The organism is Leucobacter luti, assembly GCF_019464495.1.
GTDB lineage: Bacteria > Actinomycetota > Actinomycetes > Actinomycetales > Microbacteriaceae > Leucobacter > Leucobacter luti_A.
In genome coordinates this window covers 2,226,276-2,249,597 of the sequence record NZ_CP080492.1, presented here as the reverse complement: position 1 = coordinate 2,249,597, position 23,322 = coordinate 2,226,276, and the positions used below count along the sequence as shown (strand labels likewise).

Annotated in this window: 26 protein-coding genes; 9 read left to right on the top strand and 17 right to left on the bottom strand. The window is 63.0% G+C overall.

Going from position 1 to position 23,322, the window contains the following annotated elements:
• Positions 1 to 189: 189 nt before the first annotated feature.
• Entirely contained in the window at positions 190 to 426 is a 237-nt protein-coding gene (locus K1X41_RS16135) for a helix-turn-helix domain-containing protein (protein ID WP_220174522.1), read from the bottom strand.
• Between the two features lie 170 nt (positions 427 to 596).
• On the opposite strand from K1X41_RS16135, the gene K1X41_RS10155 reads away from it, so the two are divergent.
• Together K1X41_RS10155 and K1X41_RS10150 are read left to right on the top strand one after the other, a co-directional pair.
• Positions 597 to 1,085 carry a hypothetical protein gene (locus tag K1X41_RS10155; protein WP_133616453.1) on the top strand — a complete coding sequence of 163 codons (489 nt, stop codon included), beginning with the start codon at positions 597 to 599 and terminating at the stop codon, positions 1,083 to 1,085.
• A gap of 67 nt (positions 1,086 to 1,152) precedes the next feature.
• Positions 1,153 to 1,635, top strand: a complete 483-nt coding sequence (locus tag K1X41_RS10150) for a hypothetical protein (protein WP_132206575.1) — start codon at positions 1,153 to 1,155, stop codon at positions 1,633 to 1,635.
• 261 nt (positions 1,636 to 1,896) lie between these two features.
• On the opposite strand, the gene nrdF is transcribed toward K1X41_RS10150, so the two are convergent.
• From nrdF to K1X41_RS10125, 5 genes are all read right to left on the bottom strand, one after another.
• A complete protein-coding gene (nrdF, locus tag K1X41_RS10145; RefSeq protein ID WP_132206569.1) occupies positions 1,897 to 2,865 on the bottom strand; it encodes a class 1b ribonucleoside-diphosphate reductase subunit beta in 969 nt (322 codons plus the stop codon).
• A 53-nt stretch (positions 2,866 to 2,918) separates the two neighbouring features.
• Positions 2,919 to 5,060, bottom strand: coding sequence for a class 1b ribonucleoside-diphosphate reductase subunit alpha (gene nrdE, locus K1X41_RS10140; protein ID WP_132206709.1), 2,142 nt, complete (start codon positions 5,058 to 5,060; stop codon positions 2,919 to 2,921).
• On the bottom strand, positions 5,060 to 5,461 hold the full coding sequence (nrdI, locus tag K1X41_RS10135; protein WP_132206567.1) for a class Ib ribonucleoside-diphosphate reductase assembly flavoprotein NrdI: 402 nt from the start codon (positions 5,459 to 5,461) through the stop codon (positions 5,060 to 5,062). The genes nrdE and nrdI overlap by 1 nt, the downstream gene beginning before the upstream one ends.
• 103 nt (positions 5,462 to 5,564) lie before the next feature.
• The gene (nrdH, locus tag K1X41_RS10130) at positions 5,565 to 5,801 is read right to left on the bottom strand and encodes a glutaredoxin-like protein NrdH (protein WP_132206565.1); all 237 of its coding nucleotides are present in this window, start codon (positions 5,799 to 5,801) and stop codon (positions 5,565 to 5,567) included.
• A 446-nt stretch (positions 5,802 to 6,247) separates the two neighbouring features.
• A complete protein-coding gene (locus K1X41_RS10125; RefSeq protein WP_220174521.1) occupies positions 6,248 to 6,631 on the bottom strand; it encodes a hypothetical protein in 384 nt (127 codons plus the stop codon).
• A 103-nt stretch (positions 6,632 to 6,734) separates the two neighbouring features.
• Here K1X41_RS10125 and K1X41_RS10120 point away from each other — a divergent pair, with 103 nt between their 5' ends.
• Positions 6,735 to 7,319, top strand: coding sequence for a hypothetical protein (locus K1X41_RS10120; protein WP_220174520.1), 585 nt, complete (start codon positions 6,735 to 6,737; stop codon positions 7,317 to 7,319).
• Positions 7,320 to 7,348: 29 nt separating this feature from the next.
• Positions 7,349 to 8,023, top strand: a complete 675-nt coding sequence (locus K1X41_RS10115; RefSeq protein WP_220174519.1) for a methyltransferase — start codon at positions 7,349 to 7,351, stop codon at positions 8,021 to 8,023.
• Between the two features lie 280 nt (positions 8,024 to 8,303).
• Here the strand turns inward: K1X41_RS10115 and K1X41_RS10110 are convergent, their stop codons facing one another.
• The 5 genes from K1X41_RS10110 to K1X41_RS10090 form a co-directional block, all read right to left on the bottom strand.
• Positions 8,304 to 8,762, bottom strand: a complete 459-nt coding sequence (locus K1X41_RS10110) for a 23S rRNA (pseudouridine(1915)-N(3))-methyltransferase RlmH (protein WP_208107872.1) — start codon at positions 8,760 to 8,762, stop codon at positions 8,304 to 8,306.
• Entirely contained in the window at positions 8,759 to 9,985 is a 1,227-nt protein-coding gene (locus tag K1X41_RS10105) for a pyridoxal phosphate-dependent aminotransferase (protein WP_220174518.1), read from the bottom strand. The genes K1X41_RS10110 and K1X41_RS10105 overlap by 4 nt, the downstream gene beginning before the upstream one ends.
• 185 nt (positions 9,986 to 10,170) lie before the next feature.
• Complete coding sequence (locus tag K1X41_RS10100) at positions 10,171 to 12,039, bottom strand: ABC transporter ATP-binding protein (RefSeq protein ID WP_220175829.1); 1,869 nt, start codon at positions 12,037 to 12,039, stop codon at positions 10,171 to 10,173.
• A gap of 87 nt (positions 12,040 to 12,126) precedes the next feature.
• Positions 12,127 to 12,444 (bottom strand): chorismate mutase, encoded by a 318-nt coding sequence (locus K1X41_RS10095; RefSeq protein WP_133616449.1) that lies wholly within the window; start codon positions 12,442 to 12,444, stop codon positions 12,127 to 12,129.
• Between the two features lie 29 nt (positions 12,445 to 12,473).
• Complete coding sequence (locus tag K1X41_RS10090) at positions 12,474 to 12,749, bottom strand: helix-turn-helix domain-containing protein (RefSeq protein WP_133616448.1); 276 nt, start codon at positions 12,747 to 12,749, stop codon at positions 12,474 to 12,476.
• A 63-nt stretch (positions 12,750 to 12,812) separates the two neighbouring features.
• Here K1X41_RS10090 and map point away from each other — a divergent pair, with 63 nt between their 5' ends.
• Positions 12,813 to 13,577: a type I methionyl aminopeptidase gene (gene map / locus K1X41_RS10085; RefSeq protein WP_220174517.1), complete on the top strand. Its 765-nt coding sequence runs from the start codon at positions 12,813 to 12,815 to the stop codon at positions 13,575 to 13,577.
• Between the two features lie 21 nt (positions 13,578 to 13,598).
• On the opposite strand, the gene K1X41_RS10080 is transcribed toward map, so the two are convergent.
• The gene (locus K1X41_RS10080) at positions 13,599 to 15,089 is read right to left on the bottom strand and encodes an APC family permease (RefSeq protein ID WP_220174516.1); all 1,491 of its coding nucleotides are present in this window, start codon (positions 15,087 to 15,089) and stop codon (positions 13,599 to 13,601) included.
• A gap of 112 nt (positions 15,090 to 15,201) precedes the next feature.
• On the opposite strand from K1X41_RS10080, the gene K1X41_RS10075 reads away from it, so the two are divergent.
• Genes K1X41_RS10075 through K1X41_RS10065 form a run of 3 tightly spaced genes read left to right on the top strand, consistent with a single transcriptional unit; the run spans position 15,202 to position 17,254 of the window.
• Positions 15,202 to 16,218 carry a carbon-nitrogen hydrolase family protein gene (locus K1X41_RS10075; protein WP_220174515.1) on the top strand — a complete coding sequence of 339 codons (1,017 nt, stop codon included), beginning with the start codon at positions 15,202 to 15,204 and terminating at the stop codon, positions 16,216 to 16,218.
• Positions 16,202 to 16,603, top strand: coding sequence for a hypothetical protein (locus K1X41_RS10070; RefSeq protein WP_133616444.1), 402 nt, complete (start codon positions 16,202 to 16,204; stop codon positions 16,601 to 16,603). The genes K1X41_RS10075 and K1X41_RS10070 overlap by 17 nt, the downstream gene beginning before the upstream one ends.
• 21 nt (positions 16,604 to 16,624) lie before the next feature.
• Positions 16,625 to 17,254 carry a TetR/AcrR family transcriptional regulator gene (locus tag K1X41_RS10065; RefSeq protein WP_220174514.1) on the top strand — a complete coding sequence of 210 codons (630 nt, stop codon included), beginning with the start codon at positions 16,625 to 16,627 and terminating at the stop codon, positions 17,252 to 17,254.
• Positions 17,255 to 17,790: 536 nt separating this feature from the next.
• On the opposite strand, the gene K1X41_RS10060 is transcribed toward K1X41_RS10065, so the two are convergent.
• The 5 genes from K1X41_RS10060 to K1X41_RS10040 form a co-directional block, all read right to left on the bottom strand.
• On the bottom strand, positions 17,791 to 18,267 hold the full coding sequence (locus K1X41_RS10060; protein WP_133616442.1) for a hypothetical protein: 477 nt from the start codon (positions 18,265 to 18,267) through the stop codon (positions 17,791 to 17,793).
• Positions 18,251 to 19,015: a polymorphic toxin type 35 domain-containing protein gene (locus K1X41_RS10055; RefSeq protein WP_220174513.1), complete on the bottom strand. Its 765-nt coding sequence runs from the start codon at positions 19,013 to 19,015 to the stop codon at positions 18,251 to 18,253. The genes K1X41_RS10060 and K1X41_RS10055 overlap by 17 nt, the downstream gene beginning before the upstream one ends.
• Before the next feature lie 557 nt (positions 19,016 to 19,572).
• On the bottom strand, positions 19,573 to 20,472 hold the full coding sequence (locus K1X41_RS10050) for a DMT family transporter (RefSeq protein ID WP_220174512.1): 900 nt from the start codon (positions 20,470 to 20,472) through the stop codon (positions 19,573 to 19,575).
• Positions 20,469 to 21,188 (bottom strand): GNAT family N-acetyltransferase, encoded by a 720-nt coding sequence (locus K1X41_RS10045; RefSeq protein ID WP_258566433.1) that lies wholly within the window; start codon positions 21,186 to 21,188, stop codon positions 20,469 to 20,471. Before K1X41_RS10045 ends, K1X41_RS10050 begins: the two co-directional genes overlap by 4 nt.
• On the bottom strand, positions 21,175 to 21,675 hold the full coding sequence (locus tag K1X41_RS10040) for a GNAT family N-acetyltransferase (protein ID WP_220174511.1): 501 nt from the start codon (positions 21,673 to 21,675) through the stop codon (positions 21,175 to 21,177). Before K1X41_RS10040 ends, K1X41_RS10045 begins: the two co-directional genes overlap by 14 nt.
• A gap of 164 nt (positions 21,676 to 21,839) precedes the next feature.
• On the opposite strand from K1X41_RS10040, the gene pdxR reads away from it, so the two are divergent.
• Positions 21,840 to 23,300, top strand: a complete 1,461-nt coding sequence (pdxR, locus tag K1X41_RS10035) for a MocR-like pyridoxine biosynthesis transcription factor PdxR (protein ID WP_220174510.1) — start codon at positions 21,840 to 21,842, stop codon at positions 23,298 to 23,300.
• Positions 23,301 to 23,322: the final 22 nt, after the last annotated feature.

Genomic DNA, 23,322 nt, shown 5'->3' with positions numbered 1-23,322 from the left:
AGCGCTGGTGCGCACATCACACCCCTCGAAACGGCAGATACGCCGTCTGCATCGAAATCCGTTCGCGCGCTTTGAGGACCCGCTCACAGCAAGTTCATGACCGAGCGCAGCGCCGCTTACCGCGAGGAGTGCAGGCACTCCAATCGGTGCACGGACATTCCCGCCCCGAGAACCGCCACTCCAAGATGCTCATGCTGCGACCCTGCGGCGCGCTGACGCATCCACGACCTCGAACGCCTCCCCCAGCCCTAATCCGAACGCAGAGCAGAAGCATGCGATGAACGCCCCGGAGGGCTGACCCCCCGCCATGATCCGTCGCAGCGTGGTCCGATCGACTCCGACAAATCGAGCAAGGGCTGCATCCGAAGACAGGCCGCGAGTCTCACGCAGCCTCTCCACCAAGCCCGGCTTCAATCTGATTCCCATAAGGCACCCGCATTCTTTGTGTCATCTTCGCTTCAACCTGTAGCAAGTATGGCATGAATACTGTGCAAATGAGTCAGATGTGCGCCATCGCTCGCGCAACACCCTTGCTTTGGCGCAGTTTCGGCGCAAAATTTCTTGACTCTGACGCAAAGATGCATCAAAATGATCACATGGAGACCGCAGCGAGCATCTTTCTCGGACTTACCGGAGCCAAGAGCGTCCGAGCAATCGCAGCGCACGCTGGGTTGGACGCGTCAACCACGAACCGTCAGCTCAACGGGACGAATGCGCTCACGGTCGAAACGGTGGTGTCCATCTGCCGCGCCTACGACATCGACTTTGCCAGGGCGTTCGTTTCTGTCGGGTTCATCACTGAAGATGAGGCGCAGCACCTCGGGCGCGCTCAGAGCCTGGCTTCCTTTACCGATTTGGAACTCACGAAAGAGTTTCTGCGCCGGGTAGAGGCTGGCGAGACTCGCCTCAATCCCGCAGACCCGCTCAACTCTGAATCCGAATCGAACGTCATTGTCGGTGGCTTCGGGCACAATGCCGACCAACACGAATACACAGAAGTCCCCGACAACGTCGAAGAGGCATGGGCAGGCAAGTTTGCCGCCGACGATAAGGGCGACGACCCGATCGACCACAGTCAGAGCTAGACCCCTGAACACACAGCGGCACAGAGGCCGCGTAGATCAGTGCACCCAAAACACGGAAGGAGAAGCCATGTTCGTGCCTGAATACGACCCGGCATACGACCCTCTTGAGCACCTCGACCAGATGAAGATTCACCACGTTCGCCACACCCTCAACGGACACAATGCCATCTGGGTGCCCGAGCGCCGTATGGTCATTTCTGACAGGAACCTCCGCTCCGAGCTCCTGCGCCCCACCCTTGCGCACGAGTGTGATCACGCAGTCAACGATGACTGCGCAGGACACCACCCACGGAACGAGTCGCGGGCGAATCTCCACTCAGCATTTCGCCTCATCTATCCCCCACTTTGGGATTCCATGACTGCGCTCCACTCAGACTACGATCAGATCTGCTTGGAGATTGGCATCACACGTCGGCAGTTCCGCGCATACTACGATCACCACCGGCGCCTCGCAGCAGCTCGCGAGCGACGCGAACGGCTCGGAGACACCGTCTATGAAAACCCCAAAATGGGGGCTGGACAGTGGACGCGAAAGTTCGAGGTTGCGTGACTCACCGTGCCGTCACGAGTGAGAGGCGGGCTTCTGGCCCGCGCCGCGATTGGGGCTCACTCGCTGTCCGCTCACCGCAGACACCCGTGGTGACGATCTCAACACGGTCGCCGCTCGCTCGAGCGAGTGCCGAGCGGCTGCGCACGAAATGAAATGTGGGCAAAATGTCGGCACACCCAAAAATGCCCCCGCTGGGCAGTCCGCCTTGGCGAACTCACCCAACGAGGGCAATTTGAGAGATATAGCTTTTGAACCGGTGCTTTAGAAGTCCCAGTCCTCGTCTTCGGTGGCTTCAGCCTTGCCGATAACGTAGGAAGAGCCGGAGCCCGAGAAGAAGTCGTGGTTCTCGTCTGCGTTCGGCGAGAGCGACGACAGGATCGCCGGGTTCACGTCGGTCATTTCTTTCGGGAACATCGGCTCGTAGCCCAGGTTCATCAGCGCCTTGTTGGCGTTGTAGTGCAGGAACTTCTTGACGTCTTCGGTGAGGCCCACCGGATCGTACAGATCCTGCGTGTAGCGCACCTCGTTCTCGTAAAGTTCGTACATCAGCTCGAACGTGTAATCCTTGAGCTCCTGGCGGCGCTCCTCGGTCTCGTTCTCAAGCGCCTTCTGGAACTTGTAGCCAATGTAGTAGCCGTGCACAGCCTCGTCACGGATGATGAGGCGGATCAGATCAGCCGTGTTCGTCAGTTTCGCGTGGCTCGACCAGTACATGGGCAGGTAGAAACCTGAGTAGAACAGGAACGACTCGAGCAGCGTCGAGGCCACCTTACGCTTCAGCGGGTCGTCGCCCTCGTAGTAGTCGACGATGATCTGCGCCTTCTTCTGCAGATTCGGGTTCTCGGTGGACCACCGGAACGCGTCGTCAATTTCCTTCGTCGAGGCCAGCGTCGAGAAGATCGACGAGTAGCTCTTCGCGTGCACCGATTCCATGAATGCGATGTTCGTGTACACGGCTTCCTCGTGCGGGGTGAGCGCATCAGGGATCAGTGACACGGCACCCACGGTGCCCTGAATCGTGTCAAGCAGGGTGAGCCCGGTGAACACGCGCATCGTGAGCAGTTGCTCGTCAGGGGTGAGCGTGGCCCACGACTGCACGTCGTTCGACAGCGGCACCTTCTCGGGCAACCAGAAGTTATTGACCAAGCGGTTCCAGACTTCGAGGTCCTTGTCGTCCTCGATCCGGTTCCAGTTGATCGCCTGTACCGCGTGTCCCAGCTTGTAGTTCATTGCGATTGTTCCTCTACGTCCTCTGCGTCAGTGGTGGTCGTGCTGCTGGCTGGTTACAGCATGCAGGACACGCACTCGGTCATGTCGGTGCCCTCGAGGGCGAGCTGACGGAGGCGGATGTAGTAGATCGTCTTGATCCCCTTGCGCCATGCGTAGATCTGCGCCTTGTTGATGTCGCGGGTGGTGGCGGTGTCCTTGAAGAACAGCGTCAGCGAGAGCCCCTGATCGACGTGCTGCGTTGCCGCGGCGTAGGTGTCGATGATCTTTTCCGGCCCGATCTCGTACGCATCTGCGTAGAATTCCAGGTTGTCGTTCGTCATGAACGGAGCCGGGTAGTACACGCGTCCGAGCTTGCCTTCTTTGCGGATCTCCACCTTCGACGCGATCGGGTGGATCGAGCTCGTCGAGTTGTTGATGTACGAGATTGAGCCGGTCGGCGGCACGGCCTGCAGGTTCTGGTTGTAGATGCCGTGCTCCATGACGCTGGCCTTCAGCTCACGCCAATCCTCCTGCGTCGGGATCGCGATCCCGGATGCGGTGAACATCTCGCTCACGCGATCCGTCTCAGGCACCCATGCGGCATCGGTGTACTTGTCGAAGAACTCACCCGAGGCGTACTTCGAGTCAGCGAAGCCACCGAAGACCTCACCGCGTTCGATGGCGATCTTGTTGGAGGCTTGCAGCGCGTGGAACAGCACCGTGTAGAAGTAGATGTTCGTGAAGTCGATGCCCTCCTCCGAACCGTAGTGCACGTGCTCGCGAGCAAGGTAGCCGTGCAGGTTCATCTGGCCGAGGCCGATCGCGTGGGACTGCGCGTTGCCGTCCTCGATCGAGCGCACCGAGGTGATCGCGCTCATGTCGCTCACCGCGGTGAGCGAGCGGATCGCAAGATCAACGGTTCCCGCGAGGTCGCCGCCGTCCATGGCCATCGCAATGTTCATCGACCCGAGGTTGCAGGAGATGTCCTTGCCAATGTTGTCGTAGCTGAGATCCTCGTTGTAGGTGGTCGGGGTGTTGACCTGGAGGATCTCGGAGCACAGGTTCGACATGTTGATGCGACCCTTGATGGGGTTCGCCCGGTTCACCGTGTCTTCGAAGACGATGTAGGGGTAGCCCGACTCGAACTGCAGCTCAGCGACCGTCTGGAAGAAGTGACGTGCGCTGATCTTGGTCTTCTTGATTCGCGCGTCGGCCACCATCTCCGCGTACTTCTCGGAGATCGAGATGTCGCCAAAGGGAACACCGTAGATCCGCTCAACGTCGTACGGCGAGAAGAGGTACATGTCTTCGTTCTTCTTCGCGAGTTCGAACGTGATGTCAGGAACAACCACGCCGAGCGAGAGCGTCTTGATGCGGATCTTCTCGTCCGCATTCTCACGCTTCGTGTCGAGGAACTTCATGATGTCGGGGTGGTGCGCCGACAGGTATACGGCACCGGCACCCTGGCGAGCTCCGAGCTGGTTTGCGTAGCTGAAGCTGTCTTCGAGGAGCTTCATCACTGGGATGATTCCGGAGGACTGATTCTCGATCTTCTTGATCGGTGCGCCGGACTCGCGGATGTTCGAGAGTGACAGCGCGACGCCGCCGCCACGCTTCGAGAGCTGCAGCGAGGAGTTGATGCCGCGCGAGATCGACTCCATGTTGTCTTCCACACGAAGCAGGAAGCAGGAAACGAGCTCACCGCGCTGGGCCTTGCCCAGGTTCAAGAAGGTCGGGGTAGCCGGCTGGAACCGACCGGAGATCATCTCGCGCATGAAGCCGCGTGCGAGTTCCTCGTCGCCGCGGGCGAGGCCCAGCGACACCATGACGACGCGGTCCTCGAAGCGCTCGAGGTAGCGCTTGCCGTCAAACGTCTTCAGCGCGTAAGAGGTGAAGAACTTGAACGCGCCGAGGAAGGCGGGGAAGCGGAACTTCATGGCGTACGCCTCGTCGGTGAGCTGCTCAACGAACGACGTCGAGTACTGGTCCAGCAGCGCCTTCTCGTAGTAATCGTTGTCGATGAGATAGCGCAGGCGCTCTTCAAAGTTGTGGAAGAACACCATGTTTTGGTTGACGTGCTGCAGGAAGTACTGTCGCGCAGCCTCGCGATCCTTTTCAAACTGGATCTTGCCGTCTGCGTCGTACAGGTTCAGCATCGCGTTCAGCGAGTGGTAGTCCATCTCGCTGATCTTGGACGATTCGAGCCCCGACTCCATCACTGCTGTTTCCAAAACTGTTCCAATCCTTCATGGACGGCGGTCACGTCGTCCGGGGTTCCAAAGAGTTCAAATCGGTAGAGGAATGGCACGCGGCACTTCCTCGCGATGAGTTCGCCTGCGATGCCGTAGGCCTCACCGAAATTGGTATTGCCCGCGGCCATCACGCCGCGGAGGTGTTTCCGATTTCGCTCATCGTTGAGGAACCGGATGACTTGCTTCGGAACGGCCTTCGTTTCAGGGCCGCCCCCGTAGGTGGGCACGAGGAGCACGAACGGCTCATCCACCACCAGGGGCTCGTCTCGGGGATAGAGGGGGATACGGGCTGCTGGCCGACCCAGCTTCTCCACGAATCGAGCGGTGTTGCCCGAGACGCTCGAAAAATAGACCAGATCAGCCATTGTGTGCCTCCTCAGTTCACCGTGAGATCCCGATTGCTTCAGAAAACGCCCGCGTTGTTCGTAGCCGAAGCCACCAACCGCCGCGGGCGTCCACTGAGAATCGCTACTCGGCGAGGCGGCCAGCGAGCTCCGAGATCTTGTCGGGGCGGAAGCCAGACCAGTGCTCTTCGTCAGTCACGACGACGGGCGCCTGGAGGTACCCGAGCTCCTTCACCGTTTCCAGTGCAGCCTCGTCCTGCGAGAGATCGAGAATGTTGTACTCAATACCCTTGCTGTCGAGTGCGCGGTACGTCGCGGTGCACTGTACGCAGGACGGCTTGGTGTATACCGTGATGGCCATTTCACGCCCTTCTTCGAAAACCGTGTGCCCCACGCCGAGGCACTACATCTAGTGAACCACACCTCCGCCGACCACAACATGATGTAGTTACACCAATGTAGTTTTCTACAGACTTTCCACGGGTTTGCGGGGCTGCTTGGGGAGAACCTTCGGCGAGATTCCGCGCCTGTTGGGTGGTTATCCACAGGCACCGGGGGGCGAAAGATTTTTGCTCCACACCCCTACCTCGGCGTGTCGCTCGGAGGGCATTTCCTGCGCCCGGCGCGTGGCCGCTGGTGACCCGCTCACGACCTCTCGGTGGCCCGGGCAGAGCGCTCCTGAACGGCGCCGCGAGGGACCCAATTGCGGCAGCAGCGGGTGGAGCAGGAGGAGCCGCGAGTGCAGCAGCGAGTGCCGCAGGTGCCGCAGCCGGAGCGTCCCGCCCGAACCACCAGCAGCCCACTCCCCTACAACGCGATAGGCCACAGCAGCTCCGTCTCGTCGGGCTGAAACCAGCGCAGCACGAGCATGGCATCAGGCGCGAGCACCACCCCGTCCGCGTGTGTGCCGCGCAGTGTGACGCGCAGCCGCTCACCAGGGTGCACCGTGCGCGGCAGTGTCAGGCCGAGCATGCCGTTGCCCGCCAACGCAAACCGCACGGAGTGCAGCGGAGCAGCCCCGCACTGTTCCACTTCGATCACTCCAGACGCCGATCTCCGCGCCACTCGCCACGGCACGGCAACCGGCGACTGGATGCCCTCGGCGCTCCATTGCAGCTCTTGGCGCGGCTGCGCACGCCCCCGCGCGCCTGGCGCGGGCTGTACGCGAGCAGAAAGCCTGAACGGGTTCATGCGGAGAGGATACCGAGTACCTCAGACATTGGGCGGGGCCGACTGTGATACTTTCGGCTAGCGGTATCGACCAGCGCACTCTCGACCCTCACAGGAGCACCACATGTCATCGGTCAGCTGGATCGAGAACGGCGTCACCCACTCAGCACAGTGGCACTCCGAGAACGGCACCCCGGCTCCCACTCGGATCGTCGTGATCGGTGACGAAACCGCTACGAACACCGCGCTGCGCCTCGCGAAGCCCTCCACTGCGCTCCTGTGGCGCGGGGACTTCCAGAATGCGCGCAACCTCATGCGCGCCATGGATCGCCGCCTCCAGAAGCGCTCGGACCGCACGCCACCGAGCAGCGACCTCGGTGCGCTCTTTCGCGCACACCGGAAAGCCCGGGCCGATCGCGCAACTATCCTCGGCAAGATCCTGATCGCGCTCGAGCCTGATTATTCGATCCAGCTCCGCCGTGCACCGGATGTCCGGGATGCCTGTGCTCACGCGTACGGGCCACACGAGGCGGCGCTGCCACACCGGACAGACGAATCCGGCACCGCTCGCAGCACTGGCGGATCCGACCCCGCCCCCATCTCGGTGCTCCCAGCGACACCGGCGATCCCAGCGACACCCGCACCCACAGTCACACCGGCGATCCGGGCGGCGGGGGCGGGGTCACCCTCGTCTCACTCGCGGAGTTGATCGGAGTGCTCGGCGCCTACCAGTGGCATATGACGGGGATCGAGGTGCCAGCGCTCGGGGCCCGGCTCATTCCCGCGTACGGGGTTTTTGCCCCCACGCGCGATGAGTATCTTGATCTTGTCGCCCAGGCCCCGTTCCCTGCGAGGGCGGAACGCCCAGTGGTGTTCGATATCGGAACGGGCACCGGCGTCCTCGCCGCGATGCTCGCCCAGCGCGGCGCGGCCTCCGTGATCGCCACCGACATCAACCAGCGCGCTGTGGCGTGCGCGAGCGAGAACATGCGGCAGCTCGGAGTCGCGGATCGGGTGGAGGTTGTCGCGGCCGACCTCTGGCCGGAATCCGCGCAGCTCGCGGACGTCATCGTGTGTAACCCGCCGTGGCTGCCCGGCACCCCGACTTCGGATCTAGAACTCGGGATCTACGATCCGTCTTCTGACGTGCTGCACCGCTTCCTCGCCGGGCTTGCCCAGCGCCTCACGCCTGGCGGAGAGGGCTGGCTGATCTTGTCCGATCTTGCTGAGCTGCTCGGACTCCGCAGCCGCGAAGAGCTCCTCACGCACATTTCGAGTGCTGGGCTGCACGTCGTCGGTCGGCTCGAGACAGCACCGCGACACTCGCGCGCTGCCGACGCCGCCGATCCCCTCCACGAAGCACGAAGCCGTGAGCGCACCGTGCTCTGGCGCCTCGCGCCGCAGCCCGCCTAGCGGGTCACTCCCCCGCTCGCACCAAGCCCTGCCCGCTGCACAGCCTTGAGCGCGGGACGCACGTCACGCTTCGCTCCCTCTGGCCGAGGTCGCGAGGCACAGGCCAGATGCCTCGCGACACGGATGCACAGGCAGGCACGCAGGCAAGCAGGCTGGCTGGCAAGCGCAGGCCGACAGACGCGCAGGCTGGCTGGCAAGCGCAGGCCGACAGACGCGCAGGCTGGCTGGCAAGCGCAGGCCGACAGGCGCGCAGGCAGGCAAGCAGGACCGAGTGAGGACGCTAAACGTGGTGGTAGCCGCGGCCCGCGGAAATCTCCTGCGCGCGATAGAGCTGCTCGGCGAGGATGAGTCGGACGAGCTGATGCGGGAAGACCAAGGCAGACAGGCTCCATACGAAGTCGGCGCGCTGTCGCAGCACTTCAGTGACGCCATACGCCCCACCGATCACGACCACGATCGGACGGCTCGCCTCGAGCGCAGTCTGCAGTCGCTTCGCCAGTGCGGGCGAATCAACATTGCGGCCCCGCTCGTCTAGCACCACCACGAACGCGTTGCGGTCGAGCTTCGCGATGATCCTGTCCGACTCTTCGCTGCGCGCGGCATCGCCTTCACGGGACGAGTGCGGCACCAACTGCCAGCTCAGCTCATATGGTTTCCGCAGTCGCTGCTCGTAGCGCGCGATTCCGTCGGCAACCCAAGGTTCGTGCTTCTTGCCTACCGCGAGGATCTTGATGCTCACGCGACGCGCACCCGGTCGAGGTACTCGGCAATACGCCCGATCGCTTCGGTCAGCACCGGCACACTCGGCAGCGTTACGAAGCGCAGATGATCCGGTGTCGCGAGGTTGAATCCGCGCCCATTCGTCACGAGCACCCTGGTGGCCCGCAGGAGATCGATCACGAACGCCTGATCGTCCTCGATCGGAAAGCGCTCCGGATCCAGGCGCGGGAACAGATACATCGCGCCACCAGGCATGACACAGCTCACACCCGGGATCTCGGTCAACAGGCGATGCGCCACGTCGCGCTGTTCTCGCAGCCGCCCTCCCGGCGCGCACAGCTCTGCAATCCCTGACCAGTTCGATGCGGGATCAAGCGCGATGGGGATCGCGTGCTGCGCCGGCGCGTTCGCGCACATGCGCATGTTGGCCAGCAGGGTCAACCCCTCAAGGAAATCGTGCGCACGGCTCCGATCCCCCGAGACCGCCACCCAGCCTGAGCGATAGCCCGCCACTCGCTGCGCTTTCGACAGCCCGCTGAACGTGAGGCAGAGCGTCTCGTTCACATGGGCGGCAGCATGCTCGTGCACTGCGTCATCGAAGAGAATACGTTCGTAAATCTCGTCGGCCATCAGCACGATCCCGTGCCGCTCCGCGAGAGCCGCGAATCCCCGCACCAGTTCGGCAGAGTACACACCGCCGGTCGGGTTGTTCGGGTTGATCAGCACGATGCCCTTGGTGGCTGGGGTAATCAGCCGTTCGATCGCCTCCAAATCCGGCATCCACCCGTTCGACTCGTCGCACGGGTAGTGCACGGCACTGCCACCCGAGAGGGTCACCTGCGCCGTCCACAAGGGATAGTCAGGAGACGGGACGAGGATCTCGTCACCGACGTCGACGAGCGCTTGCAGCACGAGTGAGATGAGCTCGCTCACCCCGTTGCCGAGAAACACATCGTCTGGGCCGATCCCCGAGATACCCTCGGCCGCGTAGTAGCGTGACACGGCCTCGCGGGCGGGGAGAATCCCTCGCGAATCGGTGTACCCCTGCGCTTCGGGGAGCACGCGGCGCAACTCCTCAAGAATCTCGGGCGGCGCTTCGAATCCAAAGGGCGCGGGGTTCCCGATGTTCAGCTTCAGGATCTGATGGCCTTCACGCTCCAGGCGTTCGGCTTCCTGCAGGATCGGCCCGCGAACGTCGTAGCGGACACCGGCCAGTTTGCGGGACTGCGTGATCTTGCGCACACGCAGCATCCTACTCCGGCCCGCGGGCGTCTCTACTCACGATGCGACACGTTCCAGCACTCGGAAAGAGCGGCGCATCAGCCCCGGTTCACGTGAGGTCTCGGACATCGGATCCCGCGCGCGTGCCGCGCCGTGCACTGACGGTGCGCAGGCAACGGGTGGTCGCCCCGCGGGGCTCAGGATTCCTATTGTTGCTGTTGGTACAGCTCTGCATACGCGCCGTCGAGCTCCAGAAGTTCTGTGTGCGAGCCTTGCTCCAGGATCCGCCCTGCGCCGACAACGTAGATGCGATCGGCATCAACAACGGTCGAGAGGCGGTGCGCGATCGCAATCGTGGTGCGGCCGCTGCGCGCGTCTTCGAGCGCGTGCTGCACGATGCGCTCGTTGACGGTGTCGAGCGCACTGGTCGCTTCATCGAGCACGAGCACACGCGGGTTCTTCAGCAGCACGCGGGCGATGGCGATGCGTTGCTTCTCTCCGCCGGAAAGCCGGTAGCCGCGCTCTCCGACGATCGTGTCGTAGCCCTCGGCAAAGCTCGCGATGGTGTCGTGGATATTCGCCTGGCGCGCGGCCTGCTCAAGCTCGTCAAGCGTCGCGTCCGGCTTCGCGTAGCGCAGGTTGGCGGCGATCGAGGCGTGGAACAGGTACGCCTCCTGCGTCACGACGCCAATGCGATCCATCAGCGCCTCCTGCGCGAGCACTTTCACATCGTCTCCGCCGTACCGCACCGAACCGCCCGAGGCATCATAGAGGCGCGGGATCAGGGAACCGATCGTCGTCTTCCCTGATCCGGAGGCTCCGACGAATGCGACGAACTCGCCGGGTTCGACCGTGAATGAGATCCTGTCGAGGGTGGGCCGGTCCTCCTCACGCGCGTCCGGGTATCGGAAGGTGACCTCGTCAAACTCGATCTTGCCACCGCGGCCAGGCGCATCAGACGGTTCTTTTGCGCCCGGCGCATCGACGATCGCGGGCTTCAGATCGAGGTACTCGAAGATGCGGGCGAACAGGGCACTCGAGGTCTGCAAGTCGAGCGCGATCCGCATCAGCGCCATGAGGGGGAACAGGAGCCGCGACTGGACCGTCGTGAATGCGACGATGGTGCCCGCTGTGATCCCTGGATCGAAGTCTGTGCCGATGGCCTGCGTCATGAGCCAACCGGAGACGAGATACACAATCGCCGGCACTGCGGATAGAAATACTTGCACGAGGGCGAAGAACACCTGGCCGCTCATGGTCTGCTGCACCTGCAGCGCGATCTGGTTCCGATTCTCGCCTGCGTAGCGCTCGGTCTCAGCGCCCTGGCGTGAGTAGGTCTTTGCGAGCAGCACGCCGGAGACCGAGAGCGCCTCCTGTGTAATGGCGGTCATCTCAGACAGGGATTCTTGGGTGCGCCCGGCGATCCGAGCGCGCACTTGGCCAACGCGGCGCTGCGCGATCACCAGAATGGGCATCAGCACAACGGCCACGAGTGTGAGCTGCCAGCTCAGCAGGATCATGGCGACCGCGGCAGCGACGACCGTCACGGTATTGCCGATGATGTTCGACACGGTATTGGTGAGCACGTTTGCCACACCACCGACGTCGTTTTGCAGGCGGGACTGAATGATGCCTGTTTTCGTGCGCGTGAAGAAGCCCAGCTCCATCGCCTGCAGGTGCGAGAACAGTTTGACCCTCAGGTCGCCCATAACTCGATTACCGACCCGGGCGGTGAAGTAGGTCTGCACGATCCCGAGCCCGGACGAAACGATGAAGACAATAATCATGGCAAGTACGAGCCAGCCGAGCACCGGCATATTCGGCCCGCTGCCGTCGAGCGGGAAGAGTCCGTCATCGAAGACTCGCTGCGTGATGAGCGGCGGCAGGATCGCGATTGCCGCGGAAATGATGACCAGCGTGATGATCACAGCGAGCGGCGCGCGGTATGGACGGAACAGCTCCGCGATCCGATGTCCGAGCCTCGCGACCTTCGGCGCTTGACTATTGAGCTCGCGCTGCCGCTCCGCGTCACCGCCAGAGACGCGGCCGCCTCGGCCGCCCATTCCGCCGCCCATACTCATAGTCGGAGACTAGCGGACACCGCAGACACTCTGCAGAGGTTTCTGGGCTGCGACTCTGGCTGTGCGCGTCGATCGGCGCGTTCACCGCGACGCAGTCGGATGAACCCCCTGAAGATGTGCGAGTTCGAGTTCGATGAACGCGCCAATCATGGCGCGGTAGCTGCGCTCGACCACTTCGGGAGATGCGCCAGCTTCGGTGGCAAGCCCACGCACTTTCGCGATCACTTGATCCACTCGCGCCGGTGCACGCACACCCTGTTCGTCCGATTTCAGCGAGCCCGCCGCGACCACCCACTGTTGGCGCTCGGCAATGAGCTCGACGATGCGTCGGTCGAGGGCGTCGATCTGCTCACGCACTTCGCCGAGGGACGCTGGTGCTGTGGGATCTGGGGCTGTCATGTGTTCAGCGTACGCGGGTGAACGGCGCGCTAGCCGGCTCCGGTCGCCATCGCGCCGGCCCGATCCTGCGAAGCCTCACCCCAGAGCTGGTCAAGTGAAAGGTCCAGCGTTGCCGCGATCCCAGCAACGGTCGAAAATGCCGGTGTCGCGATTCGCCCTGATTCAATCTTGCGCAGCGTTTCGGGTGAGATGCCCGCCGCGAGCGAGACCTCCAGCATTGAGCGCGCTCCGCGAGCCTGTCGCAGCAGTGCGCCGATGCGCTGACCCCGAGCGACTTCATCCTGTGTGAGTGGCAATCGAACCATGCACCCATTCTAATACCGGTATAGTCATACCGGTATAGTTATTGGAGCTTGGGAGACCCGCAGATGATCGAGATACTGAACGACAGAGAAATCGAGCGTGCCCGAGTGAGCGGCCGTCTCGTTGGCGGCATCCTGGAGGCCCTCCGGCAGCGCTGCCGAGTGGGCACGAACCTGCTCGACATCGATCGCTGGGCGCAGCAGATGATCCTCGATGCCGGCGCTCAGTCGTGCTACGTCGACTACGCGCCATCGTTCGGGCGCGGCCCCTTCGGCCACTACATCTGCACCGCAGTGAACGACGCGGTGCTGCACGGGAGGCCGCGCGACTATCGACTCGCGGACGGCGATCTCCTCACCCTCGACCTCGCAGTGCTGCAGGACGGGATCGCTGCGGACGCCGCGGTGAGCTTTCTCATCGGCACTGCCACAGATCCCGAGGATCTCCGCATGATCGCGACCACCGAAGAAGCGCTCGCAGCCGCGGTGGCGGCAGCGCAGCCCGGAGCCCGCATCGGAGATATCTCACACGCGATTGGCACCGTGCTCTCCGGGGCTGGATATCCGGTCAACCTCGAGTTCGGCGGGCACGGGATCGGGACGACGATGCATCAGGCGCCGCACGTGGCGAACAGCGGACGCCCGGGGCGAGGCTACCGACTCCGCCCCGGATTGATGCTCGCGCTCGAGCCGTGGGTCATGGCGGACACCGATCAGCTCGTCACGGATACCGATGGTTGGACACTCCGCAGCGCGACCGGCGCCCGCGCCGCGCACAGCGAGCACACCGTGCTCATCACTGAGCACGGTCCCGAGATCCTGACGCACTAGAGCGCGGGGGGCATGCGCTGCTCAACGCTCAAGCCTCCGAAGCCGCGCGTGGGGTCGCGCAATCAGCAGGGCGAGAAGTGCGATGATTGCAAACCCCCCGAACACCCACACCACCGACCACACCTCGGCCGGGCTCGCCCCGGGGGCCGCCAATTCCGGACGCGGCCAAGCGATGTTGATCGTTTCACACCCGAGCCACAGCAGCGCAGCACCAGAAATCACCGAGAACCACCGCTCCTGCCACTTCGTGCCGATGCGCCACGGCGCCCACCGCCCTGACACCTGGGCGAACACCACCGCAGCAACCACGAGGGTGAACACGATGTAGAGGCCACCCGTGCCGAATCGGATCATCGTCCCCATTGCACCGTCACTCAGACCCAACAACAGTCCGCACAGCGCCACCACCGTGGCCGCCGAGATCGCGCGCACAGGAATCCCGGTTCGTGCGGAGACCTGTGCGAGTCTCAGCTTTGCAGGCAGTGCATCCTCGCGGGCAATAGCGAAGTACACTCGCCCCAGATACGTCTGCATTGAGAGCACACACGCAAAGAATGTGATGGCAACGAGGAGCAGGAACGGCTTCTCTGCCATCGGCCCCAGGTTGCTGGTCACCGCATCCAACACCGGATCCGCCACTTCACCCCGTGTCAGCGCGGGAAGGTCCCGGGTTGCCAGGATCACAGCCACGGCGACCATCAGCACGATCCCACCAACAAGCGCGGTGGCTCCCACGATCGCCTTCGCAGCCGTCGCACCCGAGCCGTGCGCCTCTTCAACCACTGAAGCGCTCGCATCGAAGCCCACGAACGCCCAGCCACACACGGCCAAGGCGGTCATCGCCGCTGGAATCAGTTCGAGCGGTTGCCCCACGATCACCTGGCTGCTCTCCCAGGCAAAGACTTCCCAGGGCTGATGCTGGAACGCAAGGAGCAAGACAATTCCCAGGGCGATCGACGCGAGCACTTCACACAGGATGCCGATGTTGATGACCGCCTTCGTCACCCGAAGGCCCTGACAGTTTATGAGCAGGCCGAGGAGCAAGAGGCCGGCACTCCACAGCAGCGCGGCTGGCCCGGTAACGGTGACCCCGAAGAACAGATTGCTCATCCAGGGCGCCGCCAGGTATGCGACCGTGGTGAGGGCCGCCGATACCGCAATCAGGTACATCACACCCGTGAACCACGCGTATTTCGGCCCCACAAGACGGCGCGCCCACTGGAATGGGCCACCAGTAATGGGGATTCGTCGCGCCAGCCCCGCGTAGACGACCGCCACAAGCAACTGGCATCCCAGTGAGATCAGGAGTGGCCAGATCCACCATGGCCCCGCGGTGACCATGCCGAGCGAGAAGATCGAGTAGAGCCCAACAACGGGTGCAACCGTCGCCACTCCAATCGAGAGCATGCTGACGATGCCGAGGCCGCGGCGTAGCTGTGGGGTGCCCTCGTGCGCAGTCGCGCGAGGGCCTCTCACAGGCTCTGCCTGCTCGGCTGTGACCTGATCCATCATGGCGACTCCGCTCCTTTGCGTCGATTGGCCTATCAAGTGATAGCCTGACTCGAAACGAAAGACTATCACTTGATAGGCCCACAGTCGTGCAAGTCAGTAAGGAAATCCACCTATGCGCACAACCGTTGCGATCGCCCAGATCACGCCGCTCATCCTTGACGCCCACACCGGAGTACGCGCAGCAGCTGACGCCGTCGCCGAAGCCGCCCGAGCAGGCGCACGGATCATAGTGTTCGCGGAAACGTGGCTCGGCGGTTACCCCGCTTGGGCATTCGGACACGCAGGATGGAGTGATCCGACAGGACGAAAACTCTATGGCGATCTCCTGCGCGAGTCCGTCGTGCTCCGTGCCGGCGCGGATGGCCACAGCGTCAACGATGATCTCTCCCCACTTCGCACCGCAGCGCGCGCACACGATGCTGTGGTCGTGATCGGGGCCAATGAACGCTCCTCGCCCCATTCAGGGACGGTCTTCAACTCCCTGATCACGATTGGGACCGACGGCCGGACCGTCAACGTGCACCGGAAGACGACCCCCACGCTCACCGAGAAGCTCGTGCACGCCCCCGGTGACGCAGCAGGCTTGGGAGCCGTCGACACGCCGCACGGGCGCCTGGGCGGACTGATCTGCTGGGAGCACTGGAACCCACTGGCCCGCGCCGCGGCACACGCCACCGAGGAGCAAATCCACGTCGCCGCCTGGCCGGACTTCCCGGAGGCACATCTCCTCGCCTCCCGGTCCTACGCCTATGAGGGGCGCACATTTGTGCTCGCGGCCGCCCAGTATCTTCCACGCGAGGCCGTGCCAGCCGCGCTCCAAGAGGCGTTCCAGCTGGGCGCGGGGTCTGGAGAAACTGGCCCGTTTTTTGATGGTGGCTCGTGCATCATCGCACCGGATGGATCCTGGATCCTCGAACCGCAGTACGGCAATGAGGGCGTCTTTGTGCGGGAACTCGACCTCGCGGTGATCCCTGACGAGCACTACGCCCTCGACGTCAATGGACACTACGGCAGACCCGACATCTTCGACCTCCGTGTCCGGGCCGAACGTCGCAGCCCGGTCACCCGGATCCCCCGAGAGCTCGTGACCGCACCCAGCGTTGAGCACGGTGATGATCGTGGGGAGTGAGCTGCTCGTTGTCGTCGGCCTCTGCTCGGTCGCACTGGGCGGCATCTCCGGCTTCGCGCTGCTCGCAGCCGTCGATGCACCAGAGTCGCTGCGGCGCCTCGGAGTCGTCGACCCTCGACGTGTGCAGCAACTTCACCTCGATTGGATCATCATGGGCTGCGTCATCGGGTTCGTCGGCCTCGCGGTGCCCACACTCCCGGACTGGCTGAGCATCCCCGCCGCCCTCGGCGGGATCATCAACCCGCTCACCTTTCTCCCCATGGCATTCTCGAAGTCCATTGCAGCGACCGGGTGGTTCAAACTCGTGTCATTCGTGTCGTTCTGCAGCCTGTGCCTCGGGCTCGTGGGTGCGTGCGTCTGGCAGATCGCTACGCTAGTGGGATGACTGACGAGCGAGGCCGATCACGTGTTCGATAGCGACACACCCCCGCCCTCGACGTGGAGGACCGCTGCCAGTGGAACGAAACACGACATCCTGGTAGCGGCCTCCCAGCTGTTTTGGAAGCAGGGCTACAAGGGCACGTCCACTCGCGAGATCGCCGCTCAAGTCGGCATTCAGCAGCCCAGCCTCTTCCACTTTTTCGCCAATAAAGCTGCGATTTTGCAAGCGCTCCTCGCGATCAGCCTGGACGACACACTCCTCGCGTCCGACACGGCAGTTGCGAGAAGCGGTTCACCCGCCGCCAGGCTGCACGAGTATCTGGTGTGGGACCTCACCGAGATCCACCAGATGCCCTACGTGCTTGCGGGCATTCACAGTGTTGACATCCTCACCACCCCGGGGTTCGAGGTCTGGGCCGACAAGTCTCGCCGGCTCTACACGAACCTCCGCACGCTCATTGCCCAGGGCGTCGCGGCTGGGGAGTTCCCGGAGCAGAACCTCCGACTCTCCCAGGAGCAGGTCGCGTGGCAGGTGCTCGCGCACATCTCCTTTCACGCGGAGGGGCTCAGCACCGATCCGGCTGCTGAAGCGCGCGCGGGCGCCGACTTCATCATTCGCGGCCTCGGAGGATCCGTGAGCGCGATATCGAAGTGACGCCTCGGCTTCGCGAGCGCCAGCTCACATCTCTGAGCCTACGCGCAGGGTCACCCATGCCAGTGTCGGCAGCGTCTGCGTCCTCACTTCGAAGCAGAGTCGTCCGCCCCGGCAAGAGGTTCACATCCTCCAACGGAAGTACTCCTGCTACAGAACTCACCTCCTTCACCACACCAGTCGCAGGACCACTCCGGAAACGATTCAGATCAGCGAGATTCTCCGAGCGCCACAGGCCACGCGGAAGATGCGGCACTGCTGACACCGCTGCACGACACAGAGTACCCACGATCACAGGCATCGAAGGGGCTGTCAAAGAACCGGATTTTCGAAACCCGGACGTCCGACGAGCATGAACGAATGTCGTCAGAACGAACCGCACCGCGCCGCCGCTCGTGGTGCAAATACTGAGTGCTCGCCACCAAACTCCACCTGCCACGTTTCCCACTGAATTGGGTCCGGAGGAGACTGCGAAACACCCTGTTCAAAAAGCGGAGGGTTGGTGCTGGGAAGAGAACCGGTGAGAGCTGTTTCAGTATTTACTCATGAATTTTGACCGCTCGGCTGCCCTCATCGAGACGCTGCGCCAGCGCAGCCAATTCGGTTTCTCCTAACCGTTTGAAGCCGGATGCAAATTCCTGGCTGAACGTCGCTTCTGGGATATCCGCGGTGAGCGGCAAATCAGACAGAACATCTTTCAGGCTTGTCATTGCAGCGGCTCCAGCAGCAAGAGTTCGCATTGTCATCTTGTCCGCAGCTTGGGGAAGCCAGAAGAGCTCAAGAAGATAGATGTGCGTTGTCTTTGTGGCTGCGGAGAGTCGCTCAAAGGGGGACAAGGATTCCAGCCACGCTTCGACAAAAGCATCGCAAGACTCCGGGTGCTCTGGAGCTGCTGTGGATTCGAGCGCATCGACAACGGCATCGATAGAGAGGCCCTGCGCGAGCTCTACTGCACGGGGAATTTGATTCTGAGCGATAGCACGGAGAAGCTCAGTGTCACTAACGAACCCAGCCATTGCCAACCCTTTTCGTCTTGATGTCGTAAGTGACAGAAATGCTTCTGCCCTTGTATTTCATTGTCGCAATTCCGACCCTGGGGTTGCCTTTGTAGAGCGTGTGCCTACCAGCAGACATGGTTTTCGCCATCACATTCGCTACTTGCGTTTTCGTACGCGCTCCGACAGCACTCCACTTGTGTTTTGGGGCCATGATATGTGACCACTTCGCTGCATTCTGCTTGAGAAGAAACCTCTTCGTTCCACTCTGCACGCCGATCTTCTGCGCCGGCTGTGAAATGTACTTCCATCCCCGCTGAAGGAGCTTGATGAGAATCCCCCAGAACGCTGGCGTCGTCTGCCCTGCCGGGAACGCTTGAGGAATCAAGCTGTGCAGCACAGCGACGTTGATGATCTGTTCTCGCATGGGGAGCGCCCCTGCGCGCACGAGGATAGGGTCCCCAGTGTGCGCGGTTGCGACCAGTGCCGGATCCGCGGCAACGACCAGTTGAGTTGGGGCCGAAAGAGCATAGGGGCTTGCTGCAGACGCGGTTGCAGGGGTGACCCCTCCTGCTGCAAGCAGGAGGCTTACGGCGACAAGCGGAATTATTCCGCTTCGGATTCTTTCCCCGACCACTGCCGCCAGTTTTCTCTGAGAACCGTTCGGGCGGGGGGCAGGTTGGCTTTTCTCGAAGGGAAACATTCGAAAGTTCAAGTAGACGTCCTTATTCTTCGTACGCCGAAACCTGCCCGGCGTGAACTGTGACATCCCCGTGGATCAGTATACAAAGCTCAGTGAATCTTGTGTCCTAAAGATCGGCAAATTATTACGAAAATGAGGGGGTACCTAAGGTGAATGAAGTACTGATACTGAGAATCGGCGAGAAGTCGCCGGATATCCCATAGAGACCAGAACGCTCTCTAGCTCCAGGTGCGTACCCATCATTGGTCAGTGCAGAATCTCTGATTCAGACACACGCGCACAATCCGCATAGGACACCTGGCAGGGGTGACCCGCGGCCACGGCTTTCGAACACGCAGCTGTGGCACCGGGCCGTCTCGAACACGCACAGGTCGGCGCCGGCACGTGGGTCCATCCATCAGCCAGTGCAGCACGTGCCCCTGGCTCACTCCCCCGCCGTAGTGTGTGCACACAACCACGCTGTGCCTCAGTCTCATACGTGTGCTTAGGGAACTATCCGCCCGACTCAAACCGAGACGAACACCGCGTCGTCCTCATCCCACTTTTCGCTCAACAGCTCAAACACTCACGCCTCACGCATGTCCGCCACCGTCGCTGCGGTAGTCGATTTCCTCCCCACCGAGTCACGGGCCGTGCTGCGGTGGCGCCTCACCTCTGGGGGAATCAGGACTGATGAGCGGGATCGCTGCGGCGCTGAAGATGAGCACCAGCCCGCCAATATCTGGGAGCGTGGGAGTCTCCCCCAGAAACGCAGCGGACGCGAGAACTCCGAAGACGGGAACAAGGAGCATTCCGATCCCCGCCGCACCCGCAGGAATCCGTCGCAAGAGTCCAAACCAGATCAGGTACGCTGCGACCGTCCCGAGCAGGATGTTATAGAGCAGCCCCAGGAGAGCGGTGCCCTCAATCACAAGAGGTGTGTCTCTGGGGCTGAGGAAGAGGCCCACGAGGCACACCACGGTGGCAGCCACGAGCTGCCACGTCGTGATCACGATCGGCGGCGCGTCTACCCTGCTGCGTGTGAGATAGACCGTGCCCAGCGCCCAGCTCACCGCAGCGGCTACAGCCGCAAGCGGCCCGAGCCATGCACCGCCGCTGATGAGAGGCCATGCGAGAACTGCGAGCCCTGCTCCTCCGAGGCTCACGGAGAGCGCTTTCCCTCGCGTGATCGGTTCGGCGAGCACGACGCGGGCGAGGAGAACCACCCAGATCGGCATCGTATAGACACAGATCGTGGCGCGCCCCGCTGTGGTGTGGAGGAGCGCAAGCGCCGAGAACACCCCAAATCCACCGATTCCAAACGCTCCCGCGATCAACAACCTCACGACGTCGGCTCGGCGCTGCAGCCGGAGCGGTGTTCGCTTCCAGATTGCGATCACCGTGAGGATGAGGGCGGCTCCCCCAAAGGTGACCACCCGCAGTTCCCACAGTGTGAATGCGCCAAGCGCGGCTTTTGCCGCAACAAAGTTCACTCCCCACAGCAGGGCGACAAGAACGAGCGCCCCGCGATCGGCCAGTCTCATTCTGCGCAGGAGTCCGCATCTGACGAGTGGAGCTTGCTGAGTTGCTGACCGCCTCCGTCGAAGTTCGTCGGCTCCAGCCACGCGAGAAACCCGGCCTTCAGGCGCGGCCATTCAGGCGCGATGATGGAGTACCACGCGGTGTCGCGGTTGCGGCCCTTATAGACAACGTTGTTGCGGAACGTGCCTTCATAGTGGAAGCCGAGCCTGAGCGCCGCGTTTTTCGAGGGCTCGTTGAGGCTGTCGCACTTCCACTCGTAGCGCCGGTACCCCAGTTCCTCGAACACGTAGGCCATGAGGAGAAATTGGGCTTCAGTGGAGATCGGGGTGCGCCGCAGCCTGGGGGAGAACATCACCCACCCCACTTCGATCACTCCAGACACGGCGTCATGCCTGAGCAGCGCAAGCGTCCCTACAGCTACACCTGCCGCGACATCAATGACCGCATAGTGGCGGGGGTCGGTGCGTGTCGAGGCGGATTTCGCCCACTCTCGGTAGGATTCCCGCGTCGGATACGGGCCAGTATCCAGGTAGGTCCAGTCCCGATCGTCGGGTGCTTGTGCGTACGCTTCGTAGAGTTGATCTGCGTGCAGATCCACGTCGAGCACTTCCAGCCGGCAGTATCGTCCAGCCAACTGAGGCGCCTCCGGCACGGGCGCTGGCACCCACCCCGGCACAGGCTCCCCGACCGGCTGACCGTACTCGTTAGTGCGCACCATGGTGCTGCTCACCATCCCAAGCCTGTTCCGCCGCGGGCGCAGCGTCATACGTCACCCAGTTCGTGCGCACCGCAAGCTGGTCGTACAGCGCTTGTGCTTGTTCGTTGTCGTTCGCGGTGATCCATCGCACCACGGAGCGTTCTTCCGCTCCCGCGATCCGTGTCAGTCGCTCGATGAGCGCTCGAGCAACGCCGCGTCCGCGCGCGTCTGGGTCCGTGAACAGATCGTCCAACCAGATCCCCACTGTCCCGGTCGACGGTCGCGGGAACGCACGGTAGTGCGCGATCCCGAGAATTTGACCGTCCGCCTCCGCGACGAGGGCGTTGCACTCATGGGCGGGAGCGATCAGCCAGGCCCACGTCGTGGATACGACTGACTCGTCTTCCTGCAGCAGGTAGAAGTCGCGGTAGCCGCGGAAGAGCTGTCGCCACCGGTCTTCGTCAGTGCGGGCGAGCGGGCGGACAGCGAGCGAAGAGGCACGGGTCATGGTCCTACCGATCCTTCTGTGTGTCCGGGCCGGAGCCGGGCGAGAGCGGCGAATGCGCCTTCCGGTCACCACTGACAGTAGAAGCATTTCCGGTTGGTCTGAAAGACCGGAAACCGGCAATATCACGAGACCAGTATCATGAACGTGTGCGGCATCCTTTTCCGATGAATCTGATCCTCGCCGAAGCGCTGACGCCCGGGCGAGGAGCGCGCGAGGACCTCACAGAGCTCTTGCGCGCTGCACTGCTGTCAGGACAGGTGCAGGCTGGCGATCCGCTGCCTTCCACCCGCGTGCTCGCCCAGTCGGTACGGGTGTCGCGCAGCACCGTCGTTTCGGTCTACGAAGACCTTGCGGGCGAAGGGTACGTGACCTGCATTCCGGGATCAGGCACCTATGTCGCCGAGGGACTCCCCGCCCGCAGGAGCACGCATACGGCTCCTGGGAGGCCGGCTGCGGCGGAGCGGCGGGTGCGCGGCGCAGCAGCGGCCGTGGCGAGTTCTGACCCCCGCACGATCAATTTGTCTCCGGGGAGCCCTGACACGAGTTTTCACAGGAATCGGGACTGGGCCGCCGCCTGGAACCACGCGCTGAAACAGGACCTCCCCGCGTTCCCCCCACCGCCGGCCGGCGACCCGGCCCTCCGGGAGCTGATCTCTCAGCATCTGCGCAGCGCCCGCGGAATCGACTGCGCTGCCGAGCACATCATTGTGACCGCGGGCACGAGTGACGGACTCGCGCTGGTACTCAACAGCCAGAGCGGAGGGGCATCTGGCCTGCGCATCGCGACGGAGAATCCTGGCTATCCTGCTGCGCGACGCGTAATCACAGCGTCAGGCGCAATTCCCGTCCCGATTCCGGTGCGCAACGGGGGCATGGACATTCAGGCGCTGAAGCTTGCACGCGGAAGGTTCGACGGAGCGCTCATCACTCCGAGCCACCAGTACCCGCTCGGGGGCAGGCTGCCCGTCACTGCTCGCCTGGAACTTCTCGCATGGGCGAGCGAAACCGGTGCGCGCATTCTCGAGGACGACTATGACAGCGAGTTCCGGCACGGCGCGCCCCCGCTCCCCGCAATCGCATCGCTTGATCGGGAAGGCCGAGTCGTCTTGATCGGCAGCTATTCCAAAACTCTCACCCCCTGGCTCCGTTGCGGCTACCTCGTCATAGCTGACCCTGATCTGCGCGCACGAGCCATTCACCTGCGGGAAGCGCTCGGGCAGCCCGTGTCCGGGATGCTGCAGCTCGCGCTCGCGCGCTTCCTGGAGAGCGGGGGCCTTCGACGCCACCTCGTGAGGACGGGCCGAGCATATGCGCACCGGCGGAACCTGGTGCTCGAGGCGTCCTCCCACCTTGCGCCCCGTTTCAGGCTCGACGGCACCGAAGGCGGGCTGCACGCCACGATCTCATGGGAGGGCGCTCCCGAGGCAGGTCTGGTGGTGGCACGTCTCGCGGAACGCGGGATTCAGCTCGTGTCTCTTCACCAGTATTCCCACGAGGGCACCAGTTCCCGGCGCAACGGCATTGTGTTCGGCTACGGTGCCCCCACTGACCTCCAACTCCGCCGTGCTCTTGATGAGATCGTCACCGCTCTCCACGCCCCGGAGATCGCCCGCGCCCCTCGCTGAGCCTGGCACCGGCGGCGGGCGG

Bases quoted from the DNA above. Each gene is read 5' to 3' on its own strand.
- K1X41_RS10155 (WP_133616453.1), top strand. From the start codon at position 597: ATGGAGACCGCAGCGAGCATCTTTCTCGGACTTACCGGAGCCAAGAGC.
- K1X41_RS10095 (WP_133616449.1), bottom strand. From the start codon at position 12,444: ATGACAGCCCCAGATCCCACAGCACCAGCGTCCCTCGGCGAAGTGCGT.
- nrdI (WP_132206567.1), bottom strand. From the start codon at position 5,461: ATGGCTGATCTGGTCTATTTTTCGAGCGTCTCGGGCAACACCGCTCGA.
- nrdF (WP_132206569.1), bottom strand. From the start codon at position 2,865: ATGAACTACAAGCTGGGACACGCGGTACAGGCGATCAACTGGAACCGG.
- K1X41_RS10040 (WP_220174511.1), bottom strand. From the start codon at position 21,675: ATGACCCGTGCCTCTTCGCTCGCTGTCCGCCCGCTCGCCCGCACTGAC.
- K1X41_RS10125 (WP_220174521.1), bottom strand. From the start codon at position 6,631: ATGAACCCGTTCAGGCTTTCTGCTCGCGTACAGCCCGCGCCAGGCGCG.
- K1X41_RS10055 (WP_220174513.1), bottom strand. From the start codon at position 19,015: ATGTCACAGTTCACGCCGGGCAGGTTTCGGCGTACGAAGAATAAGGAC.
- nrdH (WP_132206565.1), bottom strand. From the start codon at position 5,801: ATGGCCATCACGGTATACACCAAGCCGTCCTGCGTACAGTGCACCGCG.
- pdxR (WP_220174510.1), top strand. From the start codon at position 21,840: ATGAATCTGATCCTCGCCGAAGCGCTGACGCCCGGGCGAGGAGCGCGC.
- K1X41_RS10090 (WP_133616448.1), bottom strand. From the start codon at position 12,749: ATGGTTCGATTGCCACTCACACAGGATGAAGTCGCTCGGGGTCAGCGC.
- K1X41_RS10060 (WP_133616442.1), bottom strand. From the start codon at position 18,267: ATGGCTGGGTTCGTTAGTGACACTGAGCTTCTCCGTGCTATCGCTCAG.
- K1X41_RS10115 (WP_220174519.1), top strand. From the start codon at position 7,349: ATGACGGGGATCGAGGTGCCAGCGCTCGGGGCCCGGCTCATTCCCGCG.
- nrdE (WP_132206709.1), bottom strand. From the start codon at position 5,060: ATGGAGTCGGGGCTCGAATCGTCCAAGATCAGCGAGATGGACTACCAC.
- K1X41_RS16135 (WP_220174522.1), bottom strand. From the start codon at position 426: ATGGGAATCAGATTGAAGCCGGGCTTGGTGGAGAGGCTGCGTGAGACT.
- map (WP_220174517.1), top strand. From the start codon at position 12,813: ATGATCGAGATACTGAACGACAGAGAAATCGAGCGTGCCCGAGTGAGC.
- K1X41_RS10080 (WP_220174516.1), bottom strand. From the start codon at position 15,089: ATGATGGATCAGGTCACAGCCGAGCAGGCAGAGCCTGTGAGAGGCCCT.
- K1X41_RS10050 (WP_220174512.1), bottom strand. From the start codon at position 20,472: ATGAGACTGGCCGATCGCGGGGCGCTCGTTCTTGTCGCCCTGCTGTGG.
- K1X41_RS10045 (WP_258566433.1), bottom strand. From the start codon at position 21,188: ATGGTGCGCACTAACGAGTACGGTCAGCCGGTCGGGGAGCCTGTGCCG.
- K1X41_RS10100 (WP_220175829.1), bottom strand. From the start codon at position 12,039: ATGGGCGGCGGAATGGGCGGCCGAGGCGGCCGCGTCTCTGGCGGTGAC.
- K1X41_RS10075 (WP_220174515.1), top strand. From the start codon at position 15,202: ATGCGCACAACCGTTGCGATCGCCCAGATCACGCCGCTCATCCTTGAC.
- K1X41_RS10120 (WP_220174520.1), top strand. From the start codon at position 6,735: ATGTCATCGGTCAGCTGGATCGAGAACGGCGTCACCCACTCAGCACAG.
- K1X41_RS10070 (WP_133616444.1), top strand. From the start codon at position 16,202: ATGATCGTGGGGAGTGAGCTGCTCGTTGTCGTCGGCCTCTGCTCGGTC.
- K1X41_RS10150 (WP_132206575.1), top strand. From the start codon at position 1,153: ATGTTCGTGCCTGAATACGACCCGGCATACGACCCTCTTGAGCACCTC.